Origin of the sequence: Mycobacterium sp. (assembly GCF_032161845.1) — a bacterium.
Lineage (GTDB): Bacteria > Actinomycetota > Actinomycetes > Mycobacteriales > Mycobacteriaceae > Mycobacterium.
Map to the genome: position 1 here is coordinate 1 of NZ_JAVRQA010000495.1, position 18,176 is coordinate 18,176.

13 protein-coding genes are annotated in these 18,176 nt (G+C 69.3%); 9 read left to right on the forward strand and 4 right to left on the reverse strand.

Translation table 11 applies throughout. The annotated features are described in order from the left end of the window. Both QOD90_RS27135 and QOD90_RS27140 read left to right on the forward strand, forming a co-directional pair. Positions 1 to 270: SDR family NAD(P)-dependent oxidoreductase (locus QOD90_RS27135; protein WP_526354926.1), on the forward strand; the 270-nt coding region annotated here is incomplete at its 5' end. Positions 271 to 272: 2 nt separating this feature from the next. Continuing rightward, the gene (locus tag QOD90_RS27140) at positions 273 to 1,994 is read left to right on the forward strand and encodes an amidase (RefSeq protein ID WP_526354928.1); all 1,722 of its coding nucleotides are present in this window, start codon (positions 273 to 275) and stop codon (positions 1,992 to 1,994) included. 62 nt (positions 1,995 to 2,056) lie between these two features. Here the strand turns inward: QOD90_RS27140 and leuS are convergent, their stop codons facing one another. After that, positions 2,057 to 4,912 (reverse strand): leucine--tRNA ligase, encoded by a 2,856-nt coding sequence (gene leuS, locus QOD90_RS27145; RefSeq protein WP_526354929.1) that lies wholly within the window; start codon positions 4,910 to 4,912, stop codon positions 2,057 to 2,059. Between the two features lie 209 nt (positions 4,913 to 5,121). Between leuS and QOD90_RS27150 the strand changes: the two genes are divergently transcribed. After that, positions 5,122 to 6,024, forward strand: coding sequence for an LpqN/LpqT family lipoprotein (locus QOD90_RS27150; protein ID WP_526354931.1), 903 nt, complete (start codon positions 5,122 to 5,124; stop codon positions 6,022 to 6,024). A 43-nt stretch (positions 6,025 to 6,067) separates the two neighbouring features. After that, positions 6,068 to 6,418 (forward strand): hypothetical protein, encoded by a 351-nt coding sequence (locus QOD90_RS27155; RefSeq protein WP_526354933.1) that lies wholly within the window; start codon positions 6,068 to 6,070, stop codon positions 6,416 to 6,418. Here QOD90_RS27155 and QOD90_RS27160 read toward each other — a convergent pair whose 3' ends face one another. Further along, the gene (locus QOD90_RS27160; RefSeq protein ID WP_526354935.1) at positions 6,419 to 7,024 is read right to left on the reverse strand and encodes a YqgE/AlgH family protein; all 606 of its coding nucleotides are present in this window, start codon (positions 7,022 to 7,024) and stop codon (positions 6,419 to 6,421) included. A gap of 104 nt (positions 7,025 to 7,128) precedes the next feature. Here QOD90_RS27160 and QOD90_RS27165 point away from each other — a divergent pair, with 104 nt between their 5' ends. Continuing rightward, entirely contained in the window at positions 7,129 to 8,442 is a 1,314-nt protein-coding gene (locus tag QOD90_RS27165; protein ID WP_526354937.1) for an MFS transporter, read from the forward strand. After that, positions 8,421 to 9,194, forward strand: a complete 774-nt coding sequence (locus tag QOD90_RS27170) for a TIGR03084 family metal-binding protein (RefSeq protein ID WP_526354939.1) — start codon at positions 8,421 to 8,423, stop codon at positions 9,192 to 9,194. Before QOD90_RS27165 ends, QOD90_RS27170 begins: the two co-directional genes overlap by 22 nt. A gap of 3 nt (positions 9,195 to 9,197) precedes the next feature. On the opposite strand, the gene QOD90_RS27175 is transcribed toward QOD90_RS27170, so the two are convergent. Together QOD90_RS27175 and QOD90_RS27180 are read right to left on the reverse strand one after the other, a co-directional pair. Beyond that, positions 9,198 to 9,698: a pullulanase gene (locus QOD90_RS27175; RefSeq protein ID WP_526354941.1), complete on the reverse strand. Its 501-nt coding sequence runs from the start codon at positions 9,696 to 9,698 to the stop codon at positions 9,198 to 9,200. Positions 9,699 to 9,747: 49 nt separating this feature from the next. After that, the gene (locus QOD90_RS27180) at positions 9,748 to 11,181 is read right to left on the reverse strand and encodes a CCA tRNA nucleotidyltransferase (RefSeq protein WP_526354943.1); all 1,434 of its coding nucleotides are present in this window, start codon (positions 11,179 to 11,181) and stop codon (positions 9,748 to 9,750) included. A gap of 110 nt (positions 11,182 to 11,291) precedes the next feature. On the opposite strand from QOD90_RS27180, the gene QOD90_RS27185 reads away from it, so the two are divergent. From QOD90_RS27185 to murJ, 3 genes are read left to right on the forward strand one after another with little or no spacing between them, the layout of a single operon-like run. Continuing rightward, the gene (locus tag QOD90_RS27185) at positions 11,292 to 12,083 is read left to right on the forward strand and encodes an NUDIX hydrolase (RefSeq protein WP_526354977.1); all 792 of its coding nucleotides are present in this window, start codon (positions 11,292 to 11,294) and stop codon (positions 12,081 to 12,083) included. After that, the gene (locus QOD90_RS27190) at positions 12,080 to 14,482 is read left to right on the forward strand and encodes a DUF6049 family protein (protein WP_526354945.1); all 2,403 of its coding nucleotides are present in this window, start codon (positions 12,080 to 12,082) and stop codon (positions 14,480 to 14,482) included. The genes QOD90_RS27185 and QOD90_RS27190 overlap by 4 nt, the downstream gene beginning before the upstream one ends. A gap of 41 nt (positions 14,483 to 14,523) precedes the next feature. Beyond that, on the forward strand, positions 14,524 to 18,111 hold the full coding sequence (gene murJ / locus QOD90_RS27195; RefSeq protein WP_526354947.1) for a murein biosynthesis integral membrane protein MurJ: 3,588 nt from the start codon (positions 14,524 to 14,526) through the stop codon (positions 18,109 to 18,111). The last annotated feature ends 65 nt before the right edge of the window (positions 18,112 to 18,176 follow it).

The window sequence follows — 18,176 nt, forward strand, 5'->3', positions numbered from 1 at the left end:
TCGCCCGGCCTGGCGTCGTACTCGGCGAGCAAGTTCGCGCTGCGGTCCTTCGCGGACTCGCTGCGCACCGACGAGCCGACGCTGCGCGTCACCTCGGTGCACCCCGGCCGGATCGACACCGAGATGCAGCGCGACCTGATCGCCTACGAGGAGCGCGACTACGTGCCCGAGCACTTCATGAGGGCAGAGACGGTTGCGGCGGCGGTCGCGCAGGCCGTCACCACCCCGCCGGATGCGCACGTGCACGAGATCATCATTCGGCAGCGCTAGCCATGACAGCGGCGTTCGAGGTTCACGAGGCGTCCATCGCCGAGTTGCGCATCGCCATGGAGAGCGGCCGCGTGACCGCGGTCGGGCTGCTCGAGGGCTACCTGGCCCGCATCTCGGCCTTCGACGGCCAGCTGAACGCGATCGTCGTGCCAAACCCGGAAGCACGTGCCGATGCCGAGGCCTCCGACGCTCGGCGGGCGGCCGGCCGCACCTACGGTCCGCTGGACGGCATCCCGTACACCGCCAAGGACAGCTACCTGGCCCGCGGGCTGACCGTGGCGGCGGGAAGCCCGGCGTTCGCGAAGCTCGTGGCCCAACGCGATTCGTTCGTCATCGAGCGTCTGCGCGCCGCGGGTGCGGTCCTGATCGGTTTGACCAACATGCCGCCGATGGCCAACGGCGGCATGCAGCGCGGGCTCTATGGTCGGGCTGAAAGTCCTTACAACCCGGACTATCTCACCGCGCCGTTCGCATCGGGCTCATCGAACGGCTCTGGCACGGCGACCGCAGCGTCGTTGTGCGCCTTCGGGATCGGCGAGGAAACCTGGTCCTCGGGCCGCGGCCCGGCATCGAACAATGCCCTGTGCGCCTACACCCCGTCCCGCGGCATCATCTCCACCCGCGGGGGTTGGCCGCTGGTGCCGACCATGGACGTGGTTGTCCCGCACACCCGTTCGATGGCCGACCTGCTTGAGGTGCTCGACGTCCTGGTGGCCGACGACCCCGACGCCCGCGGCGACTTCTGGCGATTGCAGCCGTGGGTGAGGGTGCCACGGGTCGAGGAGGTCCGCCCGCCGTCCTATCGGTCGCTGACGGGTTCGGACTCCGACCGTGCGCGCCGCGACCTGACCGGGCGGCGGTTCGGCGTGCCGCGGATGTACGTCAACGCCGATCCCGACGCGGGGGTCGGGGCCACCGGCATCGGCGGACCCACCGGTCAGCGCATCGAGACGCGGCCGTCCGTCGTCGAGCTGTTCGACGCGGTGCGACGCGACCTGCTCGACGCCGGTGCCGAGGTGGTCGACGTGGACTTCCCCGTCGTCAGCAATTACGAAGGCGACCGAGCGGGCGCCCCGACCATCGCCACTCGCGGGTTCGTGAGTCCGGAGTACCTGCGCCGCGAGATCGTCGACCTGTCCGCGTGGGCGTGGGACGACTTCCTCGCCGCCAACGGTGATCCCGCGCTCAATCGTCTCGCCGACGTGGACGGCACCCGGATCTTTCCGCCGCAACCAGGTGCTCAACCCGACCGGTACGACGGCTTCGACGACGACATCGCGCAGTATCCGGCGTTCATCCGCGACAACCCGATCGACTCCTTCCTCGCCATCTCGACCATTCCGGAGGGCGCGCACGCACTCGAGCGGACGCGGCGGGTCGACCTCGAGGAATGGCTGGACGACTTGCGGTTGGACGCCGTGATCTTCCCCGCGGTGGCCGACGTCGGGCCCGCCGACATGGACGTCAATCCCGCGTCGGCCGACCTCGGCTGGCGCAATGGGGTGTGGGTGGCCAACGGCAACTTGGCAATTCGCCATCTCGGCATTCCGACCGTCACGGTGCCGATGGGCACCATGGCCGACATCGGCATGCCGGTTGGGCTGACCTTCGCGGGCCGCGCCTACGACGACGTGGCACTGCTCCGCTACGCCGCCGCGGTGGAGGCGACGGCCAACCGGCGCACGTCACCGCCCCGCACGCCACCCCTCACCACCACCCGTTGATTTCGGCGCGTTCATCCGCGGTGAGCGCGGATCAACGCGCCGAAATCGCTTAAGGGGGGCGCTTAGATGACGACGTTGACGAGCTTGCCCGCGACCACGATGACCTTCTTCGGCGTCGCGCCAGCCATGAACGCGACCACCTTCTCGTCGGCCAGTGCCGCGGTCTCCACGGCATCGGCGGCGGCGTCGGCGGCCACGGTGATCCGCCCACGGACCTTTCCGTTGACCTGGACGGGGTACTCGACGGTGTCCACCACCAGGTACGCGGGATCGGCCGTCGGGAAGGGACCGTGCGCGAGCGACGAGTCGTGACCCAGTCGGCGCCACAACTCCTCGGCCAGGTGCGGCGCGAGCGGCGCCACCATCAGCACCAGGGGCTCGACCGCGGCGCGCGCCGTGACGTCCTCCTTGGTCAGATGGTTGGTGTATTCGATGAGCTTGGCCGCCGCGGTGTTGTTGCGAAGTGCCGCATAGTCTTCGGCGACACCGGCGATCGTCTTGTGCAGCAGCCGCAGCGTCGCCTCGGACAGCTGCTCGTGGTCGGCGATGCGCTCGCCGCCGGTGGTCTCGTCGACGACGACGCGCCACACCCGTTGCAGGAACCGGTAGGCGCCGACGACGTCCTTCGTCGCCCACGGTCGCGACGCCTCGAGCGGCCCCATCGACATCTCGTAGACGCGCAGGGTGTCGGCGCCGTACTCGTCGCAGATCTCGTCCGGTGACACCGAGTTCTTCAGGCTCTTGCCGATCTTGCCGAACTCGCGGTTGACCTCGATGTCGCCGTCGGCCGCGGGGTACCAGTACTTCCCGTCGCGCTCGACGACTTCGGCTGCGGGAACGTAGGACCCGCGGGAATCGGTGTAGGCGAAGGCTTGGATGTAGCCCTGGTTCACCAGCCGCCGATAGGGCTCGCGGGAACTCACGTGGCCAAGGTCGAAGAGCACCTTGTGCCAGAACCGGGAGTACAGCAGGTGAAGCACGGCGTGTTCGACGCCGCCGACATAGAGGTCGACGCCGCCGGGGTCCGAGGGGCCGTGCTCAGCCGGCCGCGGCCCCATCCAGTAGGCCTCGTTCTCCTTGGCGCAGAACGTCTCCGAGTTGTGCGGGTCGGCGTAACGCAACTCGTACCAAGAGCTGCCCGCCCACTGCGGCATGACGTTGGTGTCGCGGGTGTAGGGCTGCAGCCCATCGCCGAGGTCGAGGTCGACGTGCACCCACTCGGTGGCCTTGCCGAGTGGCGGGGACGGCTCGCTGTCGGCGTCGTCGGGATCGAACTGGACGGGCGCGTAGTTCGGGATGTCTGGCAGTTCGACCGGTAGCGCCGACTCCGGCAATCCACGGGCGCGCCCGTCGGCGTCGTAGACGATCGGGAACGGTTCGCCCCAGTACCGCTGGCGGGCGAACAGCCAGTCCCTGAGCTTGTATTCGACCCGCGACTGGCCACGACCGTCGGCGACCAGGTGTGCCGTCACGGCCTCCTTGGCCGACGCGATGCTCAACCCGTCGAGGTAGCCGGAGTTGACCAGCACGCCATCCCCGTTGAACGCCGCCTTCGACACGTCACCGCCCGAGATGACCTCGACGATCGGCAGGCCGAAGGCCGTGGCGAATTCCCAGTCCCGCTGATCGTGTCCTGGCACCGCCATGATGGCGCCGGTGCCGTACCCGGCCAGCACGTAGTCCGCGATGAAGACCGGAACCCGTTGACCGTCAACCGGATTCGTAGCGTACGCACCGGTGAACACGCCGGTCTTGGACTTGTTCTCCTGGCGCTCCAGATCTGACTTCGCCGCCACGGTCGCGCGATAGGACGCCACGGCTTCGGCAGGCGTCGCGGCTCCGAACGTCCACCGCTCGTCGGTGCCGTCGGGCCACGCCGACGCAATGAGTGCGTCGACGAGGCCGTGCTCGGGCGCCAGCACCATGTAGGTGGCGCCGAAAAGGGTGTCGGGCCGGGTGGTGAAGACCTCGATGCCGCCGACGTCGGTGGCGAACCGCACCTCGGCCCCCGTCGACCGGCCGATCCAGTTGCGCTGCATCGCCTTGACCTTGTCCGGCCAGTCCAGCAGCTCGAGATCGTCGAGCAGGCGGTCCGAATACGCGGTGATACGCATCATCCACTGCCGCAACCGCTTTCGGAACACCGGGAAGTTGCCGCGGTCGCTGCGACCATCCGAGGTGACCTCTTCGTTGGCCAGCACCGTGCCAAGCCCGGGGCACCAGTTGACGACCGAGTCCGCCCGATACACCAGACGGTACGAGTCGATGACGTCCGCCCGCTCCCCCGCCGACATGGTCGACCACTCGCCGCCGGTATCCGGAGTGCGCGCACCCGACTCGAATTCGGCGATCAGTTCGCCGATCGGGCGTGCCTTGTTGGCCGCCGCGTCGAACCAGGCATCGTGGATCTGCAGGAAGATCCACTGCGTCCACTTGTAGAAGTCGGTGTCCGTGGTGGAGAAGCTGCGCCGGGCGTCGTGGCCAAGGCCAAGCCTGCCGAGCTGACGACGGAAGTTGACGATGTTGGCCTCGGTGCGGGTGCGCGGATGCGTGCCCGTCTGCACCGCGTACTGCTCAGCGGGTAGGCCGAACGCATCGAAGCCCAACGCGTGCAAGACGTTACGACCGGTCATCCGAAAGTAGCGGGCGTAGACGTCAGTGGCGATGTAACCGAGCGGGTGCCCGACGTGGAGACCCTCGCCCGACGGATAGGGGAACATGTCCTGGACGAACATCTTGTCACCGGGTACTGGTGTGCCGTCCGTCGGCGCCAGCGAGCCGACCGGGTTGGGAACGTGGAACGTCCCCTGCCGAGCCCAGGTCTCCTGCCAGGCACGTTCGATCTCCCCAGCCAGCTCCGCGTCGTAGCGGTGCTGCGGGGTGCCCGAGGCGTCGGAGCCGCCTTCCGCTTCTGTCACGTGGACAGGGTAGTCAACGCCCTGCGTCAGACCCCAATTGCCGGTCGCGGGGCAACGGCTTGGTATCGGTTCCGTTGCGGGGGGGTCAGGGCATGGTTGCAGCTCGATTCCGGACCTGGTGGCAGGCGTCGCGTGATGGATACAGTCGGCGCCTGGCGCGGGCACACCGGGTCGGGGTAATTCGCTTCATCCGAAAGGGCGGACGCTAGATGTTCGAAAATGCCCGTCGTTGGGGACTTCTGGCCGGAGGCTTCGCCGCCGGAACGGCGTGCGTGCTGGGCCTCGCAGGCACCACCGCGTCGGCCGAACCCAGCCTGCCCCTGCCGTCGGTGCCCGCCCCCGCGACGGTGACGCAGACCGTCACCGTTGCGGCCGGCGCACCCGCGGCCCCCGCCGTCGGCCCCAATCAACTGATCGCCGCCGCACCCGCAGTGCCCGCCGCACCCGCAGTGCCGGCCGCACCCGTCTCGACCATCGCCCCCGCCGCGTCGGGAACCCTCGCCGACTTCTTCAAGAGCAAGAACGTCGCGATGGAGCCGCAGAAGGCCGCCGACTTCAAAGCACTCAACATCGTGCTGCCGATGCCGACGGGCTGGAGTCAAGTACCCGACCCCAACGTCCCAGACGCGTTCGCGGTGATCGCCGACCGCGTCGGCGGCGACGGCCTGTATTCGTCCAACGCCGCAGTTCAGGTCTACAAACTGGTCGGCGACTTCGATTCGAAGGAAGCCATCAGCCACGGCCTCATCGACACCCAGCAGCTACCGGCCTTCCGGGCCACCGACGGCTCACTCGCCGACTTCGGCGGCATGCCGTCGGCCCTGATCGAAGGCACGTACCGGCAGAACAACATGACGTTGAACACCTCGCGCCGGCACACCATCGCGACGTCGGGCCCCGACCGATACCTGGTGTCCCTGTCCGTCACCACCAGCGCCCAGGTCTCCGTCGCGGCGGGCTCCGCGACCGACGCCATCGTCAACGGGTTCCGGGTCGGCTCACCCGACGCACCGCCGCCGCCCGCCGCGCTGCCCGCAGTCCCGGCCGCGCCTGCGCCTTCCGGACCCGCCGCGCTGCCCGCGGCCGCCCAACCGCTCGGCCTTCCGCGCTAGCCCCCAGCTGCGTCCGACGGCAGGGCCTCGTATTGTTGGGCCCATGCTGATCGCCGCCGTGGTGTGCCTGTGCGCCGCCGTGGCGACCGCCGCCACCGGCCTGTGGTCGATGGCCCGCCCGCATTCCGCCGACTTCGTCGCGCAGGTTCTGCGGGCCGTCGTGCCGACCCAACTCGCGGCCGCGGTGATGCTCGGAGCGGGTGGCGTGGTCGCGCTCGCAGCGCCGCACCAGGCTGGCGTGCCCGCCCTGGTGGTCTGCGTCGTCGGTGCCGTTGGCACCGTGGCAGCCGGGTGCTACCAGAGCGCGAAGGTGGTGGCCCTACGGGAAGCGGGCGCGGGGACAGACGCCAGCTGCGCAGGAACGTGCGCGTCGTGCACGCTGTCCTGCCACTGATCAGTTGCGGCTGACGTCAATCGGATGGGTCGCCAGCAGCGACAGGGGCATCGGTTGCCGCCGCAGCACCCTGGCCCACAGATCCACCCGCGGCTCGACAAGCACGTCGGACGGCAACGCCGACAACACGATCCAGTCGTCCCGTTCGATCTCGCCCTCGAGCTGACCGATCGTCCACCCGGAGTACCCGGCGTAGATCCGCACGCCCTCGACCGCGGGGGCGATCGTGTCGGGATCGGCGTCGAGATCGACCATCACGATGCGCCCCTGCACGTGCCGCAAACCGGGCACGTCGTTGGGTTCCAGTCCCGCGCGCAACGTCGCCAGGCACAACGCGGCGTCCCGCTTCACCGGCCCACCGACGAACATCGTCTTGGGCTTGGTGGCGAGTTTGGTCCACTGCGGCAGCACGTTGAACACCGCGGTCTCACTCGGGCGGTTGAGCACCACGCCAAGGGTGCCGCCGTCGTTGTGCTCGACGATGTAGATCACGCTGCGACGGAACGTGGGTTCCATGAGATCGGTGTTTGCGAGCAACAGCGTTCCGGCGCGGACCCGATGCGTCGCAGGAGCAATGTGTTCCTCCGGGTCCTCTGACTGCGCCACCCGTCCATCATGACACCAGCGTGCGCCGTTGGTGATGATCGGGAGCGACCGTGGCGAAGTTGTTTCGCGAATCGTCGATTCGCGAATCTTTGTAGGGTGGTTCGGTGGCCAAGCCTGAACTCCGCTTCGCCGTCTGGCGTTCGGTGCGCGCACTGCCCGAGTTCCGCAGGCTGTTGGAACTGCGCGCCGTCAGCCTCTTCGGTGACGGGTTGTTCCAGGGCGGCCTCGCCGGCGCGTTGCTCTTCAACCCCGAGCGCGCGGCCGATCCCTGGGCCATCGCGGGCGCCTTCGCGGTGCTGTTCCTGCCGTACTCGGTGCTCGGCCCCTTCGCGGGCGCCCTTCTGGACCGCTGGGACCGCAGGTTGGTACTCGTCGGCGCCACCTTCGCCCGACTGATCCTGATCCTCGGCGTCGCCACCCTGCTCGCCATCGGCGCAAGCGACCTGACGATTCTGTGCGGCGCCCTCATCGTCAACGGCTTCAACCGCTTCGTGTCCTCCGGACTGTCCGCGGCCCTGCCGCACGTCGTCCCCCGCGAACAGGTGGTGACGTCGAACTCGGTGGCCACGGCCGTCGGAGCTGCCGCGACGTTCCTCGGGGCCAACTTCATGCTGATTCCGCGCTGGCTCGTCGGAACGGGTGACACCGGTTCTGCCACAGTCATTTTCATCGTGGCCATCCCAGTGGCGCTGGCCTTGTTCCTCGCCTACCGGTTCGAACCGCACGTGCTGGGACCCGACGACAGCAAGAGGGCCGTGCACGGCTCCGTCGCCTACGCGGTCGCCACCGGGTGGGGCTACGGCGTGCGGACCGTGGTCGGGGTGCGGACCGTGGGGGCCACCCTTGCTGGCCTGGCCGCCCATCGCATCGTGTTCGGCGTCAACACCCTTCTGGTGCTGGTCATCGTGCGGCACGTCGGAAGCCTCGACGTCGCCGGTTTCGGCACCGCCGTCGTCTTCGTCGCCGCGACCGGACTCGGCTCGTTCCTTGCCAACTTCGTGACGCCGCCCGCCGTCGGACGCTGGGGTCGATATGCCACCGCGAACGGCGCGCTTGGCCTTGCCGCACTTCTTCAGTTGGGCGCCGCCGGGCTGTACCTGCCGATGATGGTCGGCTGCGGCTTCCTGCTGGGGGCGGCGGGTCAGGTGGTGAAGCTGTGCGCCGATTCCGCCATGCAGCTCGACGTCGACGACGCCATGCGCGGCCACGTGTTCACGATTCAAGATTCGGTGTTCTGGCTGTCGTTCGTCACGGCGATCACCGTGGTGGCGGCCGTGATCCCCGACGACGGGGACGCGCCGGGACTGGTGGTCGCCGGATCCATCGTCTATCTGGTGGGCCTGGCGGCGCACGCCGCGATCGGGAGGGGCCAGGGCCGCCGGACTAATGTGACGCCATGGCAGGAGCCGACGGGGTAGTAGCTGATCTGCGAGCCGAGAGCGATGCGCTCGACGAGCTCGTCGCCGAACTGGACGACGACGGTTGGCGCCTCGCGACACCGGCGCCCGGTTGGACCATTGCCCACCAAATCGCCCATCTCTGGTGGACCGATCGCGCCTCCCTGGTCGCCGTCACCGACGAGCCAGGCTTCGCCGAGATCGTGAAGGATGCGGCGGCCAATCCGCTCGGCTTCGTCGACGAGGGCGCCGAGCAGCTCGCCAAGACCGCTCCCGCCGAGATGCTCGCCGACTGGCGGCTCACGCGGACCCGCCTGCACGACGAACTCCTCCGCGTGACCGACGGCAGGAAGCTGCCGTGGTTCGGGCCCCCGATGAGCGCCGCATCGATGGCCACCGCGCGGCTCATGGAGACCTGGGCGCACGGCCTCGACGTCGCGGATGCGCTGGGAGTGAAGCGGCCCGCGACGAACCGCCTGCGCTCGATCGCCCACATCGGCGTGCGCACCAGGGACTTCGCCTTCACGGTGCACGGCATGGCGGTCCCGACCGAGCCCTTCCTGGTCGAACTCGCCGCTCCCGATGGGTCGACATGGTCGTGGGGGCCGGCCGACGCCGGTCAGCGCGTCACGGGGTCGGCCGAGGACTTCTGCCTGCTGGTGACGCAACGCCGCCCGCGGGGAGAGCTCGACCTGACCGCCATCGGCGAGGACGCGGGGAAGTGGCTGACGATCGCGCAGGCGTTCGCGGGACCCCCGGGGGCCGGGCGGTAGAACCTAGAGCTGACTGGCCGCGTCCGCGGCGCCGTCACCATCGGTGTCGGACAGCTTCACGTCCCACCGCCCGTCGGCATCGGTGTCGACATACGCCTGGTCCCCGACCAGCACGCGATCCGCGAGGCCGTCGCGGTCGACGTCGAGCAGCCGGTCGTCGACCTGGCCGTCGCCGTCGAAGTCCACCAGCGGACCGCCCGTCAGCTCGAGGCCGTCTAGACCCAACCAACGAATCTGCCCTGAGCGGCCGTCGACACCGATCGCCCAGGTGCCCGTGCCGTCGTCGGTGAAGGCCGCCTCGGAGTGTCCGTCGTCGTCCACGTCGAGCAGCAGGTGATCTGCGGTCCCGTCACCGTCGAGATCGGCAAGCGCATCGTCGAGGCGGCCGTCGGCATCGAAGTCCAGACCGATCGCGTCGAACACCCCGTCGTCGTCGGTGTCGACGTTCAACTCGGCCGACCAGATCGCCGCCGACCCGTCCCCGTCACCCAGGCAGTAGTCCATGACTTTCCCCCGTCGCTTCGCTCGCCCCCACGAAGATTAGGACGCGGGCCTACTCCCTGGCGTTCCACCACTTCTGAAGTTCGTCGACCGCCTCGTCGTGCTCGAGCGGCCCGCGGTCCAGCCGCAGCTCCTTGAGGTACTGCCACGCCTGCCCAACCTGCGGACCCGCCGGGATGCCCAGGATCCGCATGATTTCGTTGCCGTCGAGGTCGGGGCGAACCCGCTGCAGGTCCTCCTTCGCGACCAACTCGGCGATGCGGTTCTCGAGATCGTCGTAGTTGGCCTGCAGTCGTGCGGCACGGCGCTTGTTGCGGGTCGTGCAGTCGGCCCGGACCAGCTTGTGCAGCCTGTCGAGCAGCGGCCCGGCATCGGTCACGTACCTGCGGACCGCGGAATCCGTCCACTGTCCGCTGCCGTAGCCGTGGAACCGCAGGTGCAGGTACACCAGCTGGGACACATCGTCGACCATCTGCTTGGAGTACTTCAGCGCCCGCATCCGCTTGCGAGTCATCTTGGCGCCGACCACCTCGTGATGGTGGAAGCTGACGCCCCCGTCGCCCTCGTGCTTGCGGGTGGCCGGCTTTCCGACGTCATGGAGCAGCGCCGCCCATCGCAACACCAGGTCCGGTTCGGATTCCAGATCGATCGCCTGCCGCAAAACCGTCAGCGAATGTTGATAGACGTCCTTGTGTTGATGGTGCTCGTCGATGGCCATGCGCATGCCGCCCACCTCGGGCAGCACCACCTCACCGAGACCCGTCTGCACCATCAGGTCGACGCCGGCCACCGGGTCACCGCCGAGCATCATCTTGTCCAGTTCGGCGGCCACCCGTTCCACGGTGATGCGTCCGAGTTGATCCGCCATCCGCGCCATCGCCTCGCGGACCCGCGGCGCGACGACGAAACCGAGCTGCGAGGTGAACCGTGCCGCCCGCAGCATCCGCAGCGGATCGTCGCCAAAGGACACCTCCGGCGTCGAAGGCGTGTCGAGCACACCGGCGCGGATGGCGCCCAATCCCCCTAGGGGATCGTGGAATTCGCCGAGCCCGGCCGCAGTGATGCGCACCGCCATCGCGTTGGCGGTGAAGTCACGGCGCACCAGGTCGTCCTCGAGCCGGTCGCCGAACCGGACCTCGGGGTTCCGCGTCACCCGGTCATAGGCGTCGGCCCGGAACGTGGTGATCTCGAGCCGCTCGGCGCCCTTGCCGACCCCGACGGTGCCGAACTCGATTCCGGTGTCCCACAGCCCGTCGGCCCAGCGCCGGACCACCTCCTGCACCCGATCCGGGCGGGCGTCGGTGGTGAAGTCCAGATCCGTCAGAGGTCGGTCGAGGAGGGCATCCCGGACACTGCCGCCGACCAGATACAGCTCGTGGCCGGCATCAGCGAACAACTGACCCAATTCGCGCAGTACCGGTGTGTGCTGTTGCAGCGCCCTGGCGGCGGTCAACAGCTCGTCGGCGGCGGGAGGATCGTTCGGCACGTTCGGTGAGCCTAGTGGGCGCTCACGGCTCCGTAACGACCCGGCGACAAGCCGACCACGACTGCGAGTGCGTAGGGGGTGGAAAGCACATGGCAGCTACTATCGCTTGGGTGTCGGAGGGCGAACGGGCCAAACCACGACGGCGCCGAGGACGGCGCCGCGGCCGACGCTCTGCAGGTCCGCCGGAAGCCAGTACCGCGGCCACCGCGAACCCCACCGCCGTCCCCCTTCCCGGCCCAACTCCCGGCCACCACGTCGACGCCGCTGCCCAAACGCCGCAGAACAGGCCCGGTCGCCGTGCACCCGAACGGCTGCGAACCGTCCACGAGACCTCGGCGGGCGGTCTGGTCATCGACGGCATCGACGGACCGAAGGATGGCCAGGTCGCCGCGCTCATCGGTCGGGTCGACCGGCGCGGGCGCATGCTGTGGTCGCTTCCCAAGGGCCACATCGAGCAGGGTGAGACCGCCGAGCAGACGGCCATCCGCGAGGTTGCCGAGGAGACCGGCATCCAGGGCAGCGTGCTCGCCGCGCTCGGCAGCATCGACTACTGGTTCGTGACCGAGGGGCGCCGCGTCCACAAGACCGTGCACCATTACCTCATGCGATTCCTCGACGGCGAGCTGTCCGACGAGGACGTCGAGGTGACCGAGGTCGCCTGGGTGCCGCTGATCGACCTTCCGTCCCGGCTGGCCTACGCCGACGAACGCAAGCTCGCCGAGGTGGCGGGCGCGCTGATCGACAAGCTCCAGGCCGACGGCCCCGGCTCACTTCCGCCGTTGCCGCACAGCTCACCGCGCCGTCGCCCGCAGACGCACTCGCACACTCGAAACCGTCGGCCCGACGAGTCCCCGCAGCCGCAACCCGGCCGGCGGGCGAACGGCTGCGGCCAAGGCCCATGACGCGCCCGGCGGCTTGGATCGCCGGGTCGCGCGCGCTGGTCCGACTCCTGAGTGTGCTCGCCCTGGTGACGTTGATCGTCGCCCCCGCAGTGGTGCCTCGCGCCGCAGCAGGCGAACCCGGCGAGCGGCCCTTCCTTCAGTTGCACATCGACTCGATCACCCCTGACACGGTCACCACCACCAGCGAGCCGATCGTCACCGTGTCGGGGACGGTGACCAACGTCGGTGACCGGTCCGTGCGCGACATCATGGTGCGTCTGGAGCACGCGCCCGCCGTGACGTCGTCGGCCGGCCTGCGCACCGACCTGACGGGTGGTGTCGACCAATACGAGGCCGTCGCGGACTTCGTCACCGTGGCCCCGGAACTGGCGCAGGGCCAACACGTGCCCTTCACGCTTTCCTACCCGGTGCGCGCCGGGGACCTGCCCTCGCTGCACATCGACGAGCCCGGCATCTATCCCGCCCTTGTCAACGTCAACGGAACCCCCGACTACGGCGCACCCGCCCGCCTCGACGACGCCCGGTTCCTGCTGCCCGTCCTTGGCGTGCCCGCCGATCCGACGACAGTGACCGATGGCACGCCGTCGGCCGTCGTCCCACCGGACACGTCACTGCCGGTCCGCATCACGATGCTGTGGCCGCTGGCGGACAAACCGCGTCTCGCGGCAGGGGTGCCCGGCGGCAGCACTCCGGTGCGGCTCCTCGACGACGAGCTCGCGACGTCTCTGGCCGCGGGCGGCCGCCTCGACACGCTGCTGTCCGCCGCGGACTTCGCGACCAGTCCGGCCGTCGACCCGGGTGGCCAGACCCGCAACGCGTTGTGCCTTGCCGTCGACCCCGATCTGTTGATCACGGTCAACGCCATGACGGCGGGTTACGTCGTCAACGACGATTCGACGGGCGGAGTCAACTCGTCGACGCATCCCGGAACCGGCCAGGCGGCGGCGGTCGACTGGCTCGCGAGGCTGAGGGCGCTGGCCCAGCGGTCCTGCGTGACGCCGACGGTGTACGCGCAGGCCGACCTCGGGGCACTGGCGCGGGTCGGCGACACCGGGCTGTCCGCGACCGCCATCACCAGCGCGGGCGACATCGTCGACCAGATTCTCGGCGTCGCCTCGACCCGCGGCGCGACCGTCGTCGGTGACGGACCGCTGACCGGTGCCGCCGTGCGACTGCTGTCCGCACACGGCCCGACCGTGGCGATCGCCGCGGGGACGTCCGCGGCCCAGGACTCCGCGACGGGCGACTCCTCGACCGTCGACCTCGCCCCTCGGCGGTACGACGCGAACGTCGTCGCCGCGCCGTTCGATCCGGCGGTGGGCGCGGCGCTGGCCGGTGCGGGCACGATGCCCGTCACACCGTCCTACCTGGACGCTTCGCTCGGCGTTCCACTGGCACACGACTCCCCCATCGCGCGTCGCGAGGATGCCCTGGCCGCCGTGTTGTGGCGGGCGCTGCGACCGCAGACCGAGCCGCGCGCCGAGCTGCTCGTTCCGCCGCTGGTGTGGAGCCTGCCGCCAGAGGAGGCCCAGTCGATCCTCTCGACGCTCGCCTCGTCGATCCGCTCCGGCCTGGCCGTGCCGCGGCCCCTCGCGGCCGTGCTCGCGGAGAGCAACGCCGTCCCGCCGTCGGATACCCAGCCGCTGCCCCCGGACACCCTCGGCAATCCGAGGGCCTTCATCGACGCGGGCGTCACGGCGAGCATTGCCAACGGGACGGGCAGGCTGTGGGGTCTGACCGCAGCGCTGACCGTCGACCCACGAACCGGGCTGACCGGCACGCAGTACACGGCACCGCTGCGGGAGGACATGCTGCGGGCACTCAGTCAGTCGGTGCCGCCGGATGCCCGCAACGGGCTCGCCACCCAACGTGTTGGCGTCGTCGACGACACCGTTGGCGACCTGCTGCATGCAGTCACGATCGTCAACCCGGGCGGCTCCTACACGCTGGCCACGGAACGCAGCCCGCTGCCGCTGGCACTGCGCAACGACCTCCCCGTCCCCATCCGGGTACGGCTCGACGTGGACGCGCCACCCGGGATGACGGTTGGCGACATGGGCGAGATCGAGCTGCCTCCCGGCTTCCTCCCGCTGCGCGTGCCGATCGAGGTGCACTTCACCCAGCGCGTCGCCGTCGACGTCGCCCTGCAGACGACCGACGGCCTTCCGCTCGGCGAACCGGTGCGGCTCTCGGTGCACTCCAACGCCTACGGCAAGGTGCTGTTCTTCATCACGCTGTCCGCCGGTGCGGTACTCGTGCTGCTGGCGGGCCGACGGTTGTGGCATCGGTTCCGGGGGCAGCCCGACCGTGCCGACCTCGACCGGCCCAAACGTCGGGACGGCGAGGGCAGACCGGATCCGCTCGACGTCGCGCTTGCCCACTCCCCGGACGAGAAGTGAGTACCACGCGCCCCCCTGGGACGCCTCAGGGCAGGTCTCGGATGGCGCCGCAACCACCTCGGGCCCCTCGGCCACCGCGGGTACCCCCGCGCTCGCCGCAGCGGATTCCTCAGGGCCCCGCCCCACGCCGGCGGGCGGGCAGGCCCGAGTTGACCGACGCGGCGGTCGTCTCACGGTCGTGGGGCATGGCGCTGGCGACGTTGGTCAGTCGCATCACCGGGTTCTTCCGCATCGTGCTGCTCGCCGCGATCCTCGGTGCCGCACTGTCCAGTTCGTTCTCGGTCGCCAACCAGTTGCCCAACATGATCGCCGCCCTCGTCCTCGAGGCGACGTTCACCGCGGTCTTCGTCCCGGTGCTGGCCCGCGCCGAGCGGGACGATCCCGACGGGGGCACCGCATTCGTCCGACGGCTGCTCACGCTGGCGACCGCCCTGTTGCTCGTCGCCACGTTGATATCCGTGGTGGCCGCGCCGCTTCTCGTCCATCTCATGCTCGGCGACGACCCCCTGGTCGACCGTTCACTGACCACCGCGTTCGCCTACCTGCTGCTGCCCCAGATCATCTTCTACGGTCTGTCGTCGGTCTTCATGGCAATCCTCAACACCCGCAACGTCTTTGGTCCGCCAGCCTGGGCACCGGTGCTGAACAACGTCGTCGCCATCGGCACGCTCGGGCTGTATGTCCTGGTGCCTGGCGAGCTTTCGTTGAACCCGGTCGAGATGGGCAACGGCAAACTGCTGGTCCTTGGCGTCGGCACCACCCTCGGCGTCGTCGCCCAGACCGCGACCCTCTTCGTCGCCATCCGCCGCGAGCGGATCAGTCTGCGCCCGCTGTGGGGCCTCGACGCCAGGATCAAGAAGTTCGGGACGATGGCGGGCGCCATGGTGCTCTACGTCCTGATCAGCCAGGCCGGCCTCATCGTCGGCAACCAAATCGCAAGCACCGCAGCCGCTTCCGGGCCGGCGATCTACAACTACACCTGGCTGGTGTTGCAGCTGCCGTTCGGCATCATCGGCGTAACGGTGCTGACGGTGGTGATGCCGCGACTGTCGCGCAACGCCGCCGCCGACGACCAGCCGGCCGTGCTGGCCGACCTCTCGTTCGCGACGCGGCTGACCATGGTGACACTCATTCCCGTCGTCGCCTTCATGACCGTCGCGGGGCCGGCGATCGGTAGCGCGCTGTTCGCGTACGGAAACTTCGGCGACGTGGACGCCGGCTATCTTGGCATGGCAATCACGTTGTCCGCCTTCACGTTGATCCCCTACTCGATGGTGCTGCTGCAGTTGCGGGTGTTCTACGCGCGGGAGCAACCCTGGACCCCGATCCTGCTGATCGTCGTGATCACGGCGGTCAAGGTCATCTCCTCGCTGGCGACCCCGTTCGTGACCAACGACCCCCAGCTCATCGCGGGCTACCTCGGCCTGGCAAACGGCCTCGGCTTCCTCGCAGGCGCGGTCGTCGGCCACGTCGTGCTGCGGGCCAACCTCAAACCGCCAGGCGGCAGACTGATCGGCGTCGAGGTATTGCGGACGATTCTGGTCACCATCGCGGCCTCGTTGCTGGCCGGCCTGATCGCGCACCTCGTCGATCAGCTACTGGGTCTGGCGTCCCTCACCGAGAACGCCGGTGGTGCCGGCTCGATCCTGCGCCTGATGATCCTCGGATTCATCATGCTGCCGATCATCGCGACCGTGTTGCTGATGGCCAGGGTGCCGGATGCGCAGGCTGCGGCGGGAGCCATCCGGCGGCGGCTCGGTGTTGGCCGATCCGGGACGCCCGCGGCGTCAGCTACCAGCGTTCGCGACCGGCCACGGCCGGGTAGGCCCCTCACGTACGCTGATCAGAGCGATTCGCCCCCGTTACGGCCGCCTCAAAACGTCGCGGCGTGGCGGGTTGGCGGACCTCCGGCAGGAGTTGCCGGAGTCGGGCTTCGGAAAGGACCAGCGGTGACCGACGACCCCGCGGGCGGTTCGACGCCCGACGCTGGCGCGACGACCCGCATTCCCCGGCAGAACGTCGACGACTTCCAGCCGGACGTACCTGGCGAATCGCACCTGCCGCCGTCGGGCCGCCCACCCGCCGATTACGGCGGCGACCCCACCAGGGAGCCGATGGCCTTCGGCATGCCGAACGAGCCGGCCATCGAAGCCGCCACCGCAGACGACGACGTCCACCTCATTCCCGGCGCGACGATCGCTGGCGGGCGCTACCGCCTGCTGGTGTTCCATGGCGGTCCGCCCCACCTGCAGTTCTGGCACGCGATGGACACCGTCCTCGACCGCCAGGTGGCGTTGACGTTCATCGACCCCGACGCCGTCCTTCCCGATGACGAGTTGGCCGAGATCCTTTCGCGCACGATGAGGTTGAGCGCGATCGACGTGCCTGGCATCGCACGGGTGCTCGACGTTGCGCATACCGGGTCGGGCGGCCTCGTCGTGTCCGAGTGGATTCGCGGCGGCTCGCTGGCAGAGGTCGCGGAGACGGCTCCGTCGGCCATCGGCGGTGCCCGCGCGGTCCAGTCCCTTGCCGCGGCCGCCGAGGCCGCGCACCGAGCTGGGGTGGCCCTGTCCATCGATCACCCCGGCCGGGTGCGCGTCAGCATCGAAGGCGACGTCGCACTGGCCTTTCCGGCCACCCTGCCGTCGGCGACACCCGAGGACGACGTCCGCGGCATCGGCGCGACGCTGTATGCGCTGCTGGTCAACCGGTGGCCGCTTCCGGAGTCGGGTGCGCGCAGTGGCATGGAGCCCGCCGACGTGGACGCCGCGGGTGAACCGGCGGAGCCCCGCGCGATGGATGGCACGATCCCCTTCCAGATCTCCGCGGCAGCCATCCGCGCCGTGCAGGAGCACGGCGGTATTCGTTCCGCTCCCACATTGCTCAACCTCCTACAGCAGGCCACCGCCGTCGCCGATCGCACGGAGCTCATCGCACCGAACGACGAGCCGCAGGCACCACGCGCCCGCTACCGCACGGAGGTCGAGGATCCCGATGCCAAGGCCCGCCGCAAGAAGGGCGTGCTGATCGGTGCCGCCGTCGCAGGATCCATCCTGATCGTCGCTCTCATCGTGCTGGCGACCGTGTTGCGCGGGGTGTTCGGTGACGTCGGCGGCCCACTGAACAAGGACGAGCTGGGTCTCAACTCACCGTCCAGCACCACCAGCGACCCGAACGCAAGCAACGTGAAACCCGTTAAGGCGACGGTGTTCTCGCCGGGCGGGGAGGCCGACAACCCCGCTGACGCCGGCAAGGCGATCGACGGAAGTCCGACCACGGCATGGCAAACCGACACCTACAGCGACCCGGTGCCGTTTCCCAACTTCAAGAACGGCGTTGGGTTGATCCTTCAGTTGCCGAAGCCGACGGCGATCGGTTCCGTGACGCTCAACCTGAACAGCACGGGCACGTCGATCCAGATCCGCTCCGCCCAATCGGCGACTCCCGCGACGCTCGACGACACCACCGAACTCAGCCCGCCGACACCGATGAAGACCGGGTCGAACACGATCAGCATCAACAACCCGCAGCCCGTCTCGAACGTGCTGGTGTGGATCACCACGCTGGGCACTGTGGACGGCAGGAGCGAGACCGCTCTGTCCGACATCACGCTCAAGCCCGCCTCCTGACCGCCATCCCCAGGCCTCGACACCGTCGGTGCAGGCCAACGGGCATCGGCAAAAGAAGTGTCTGG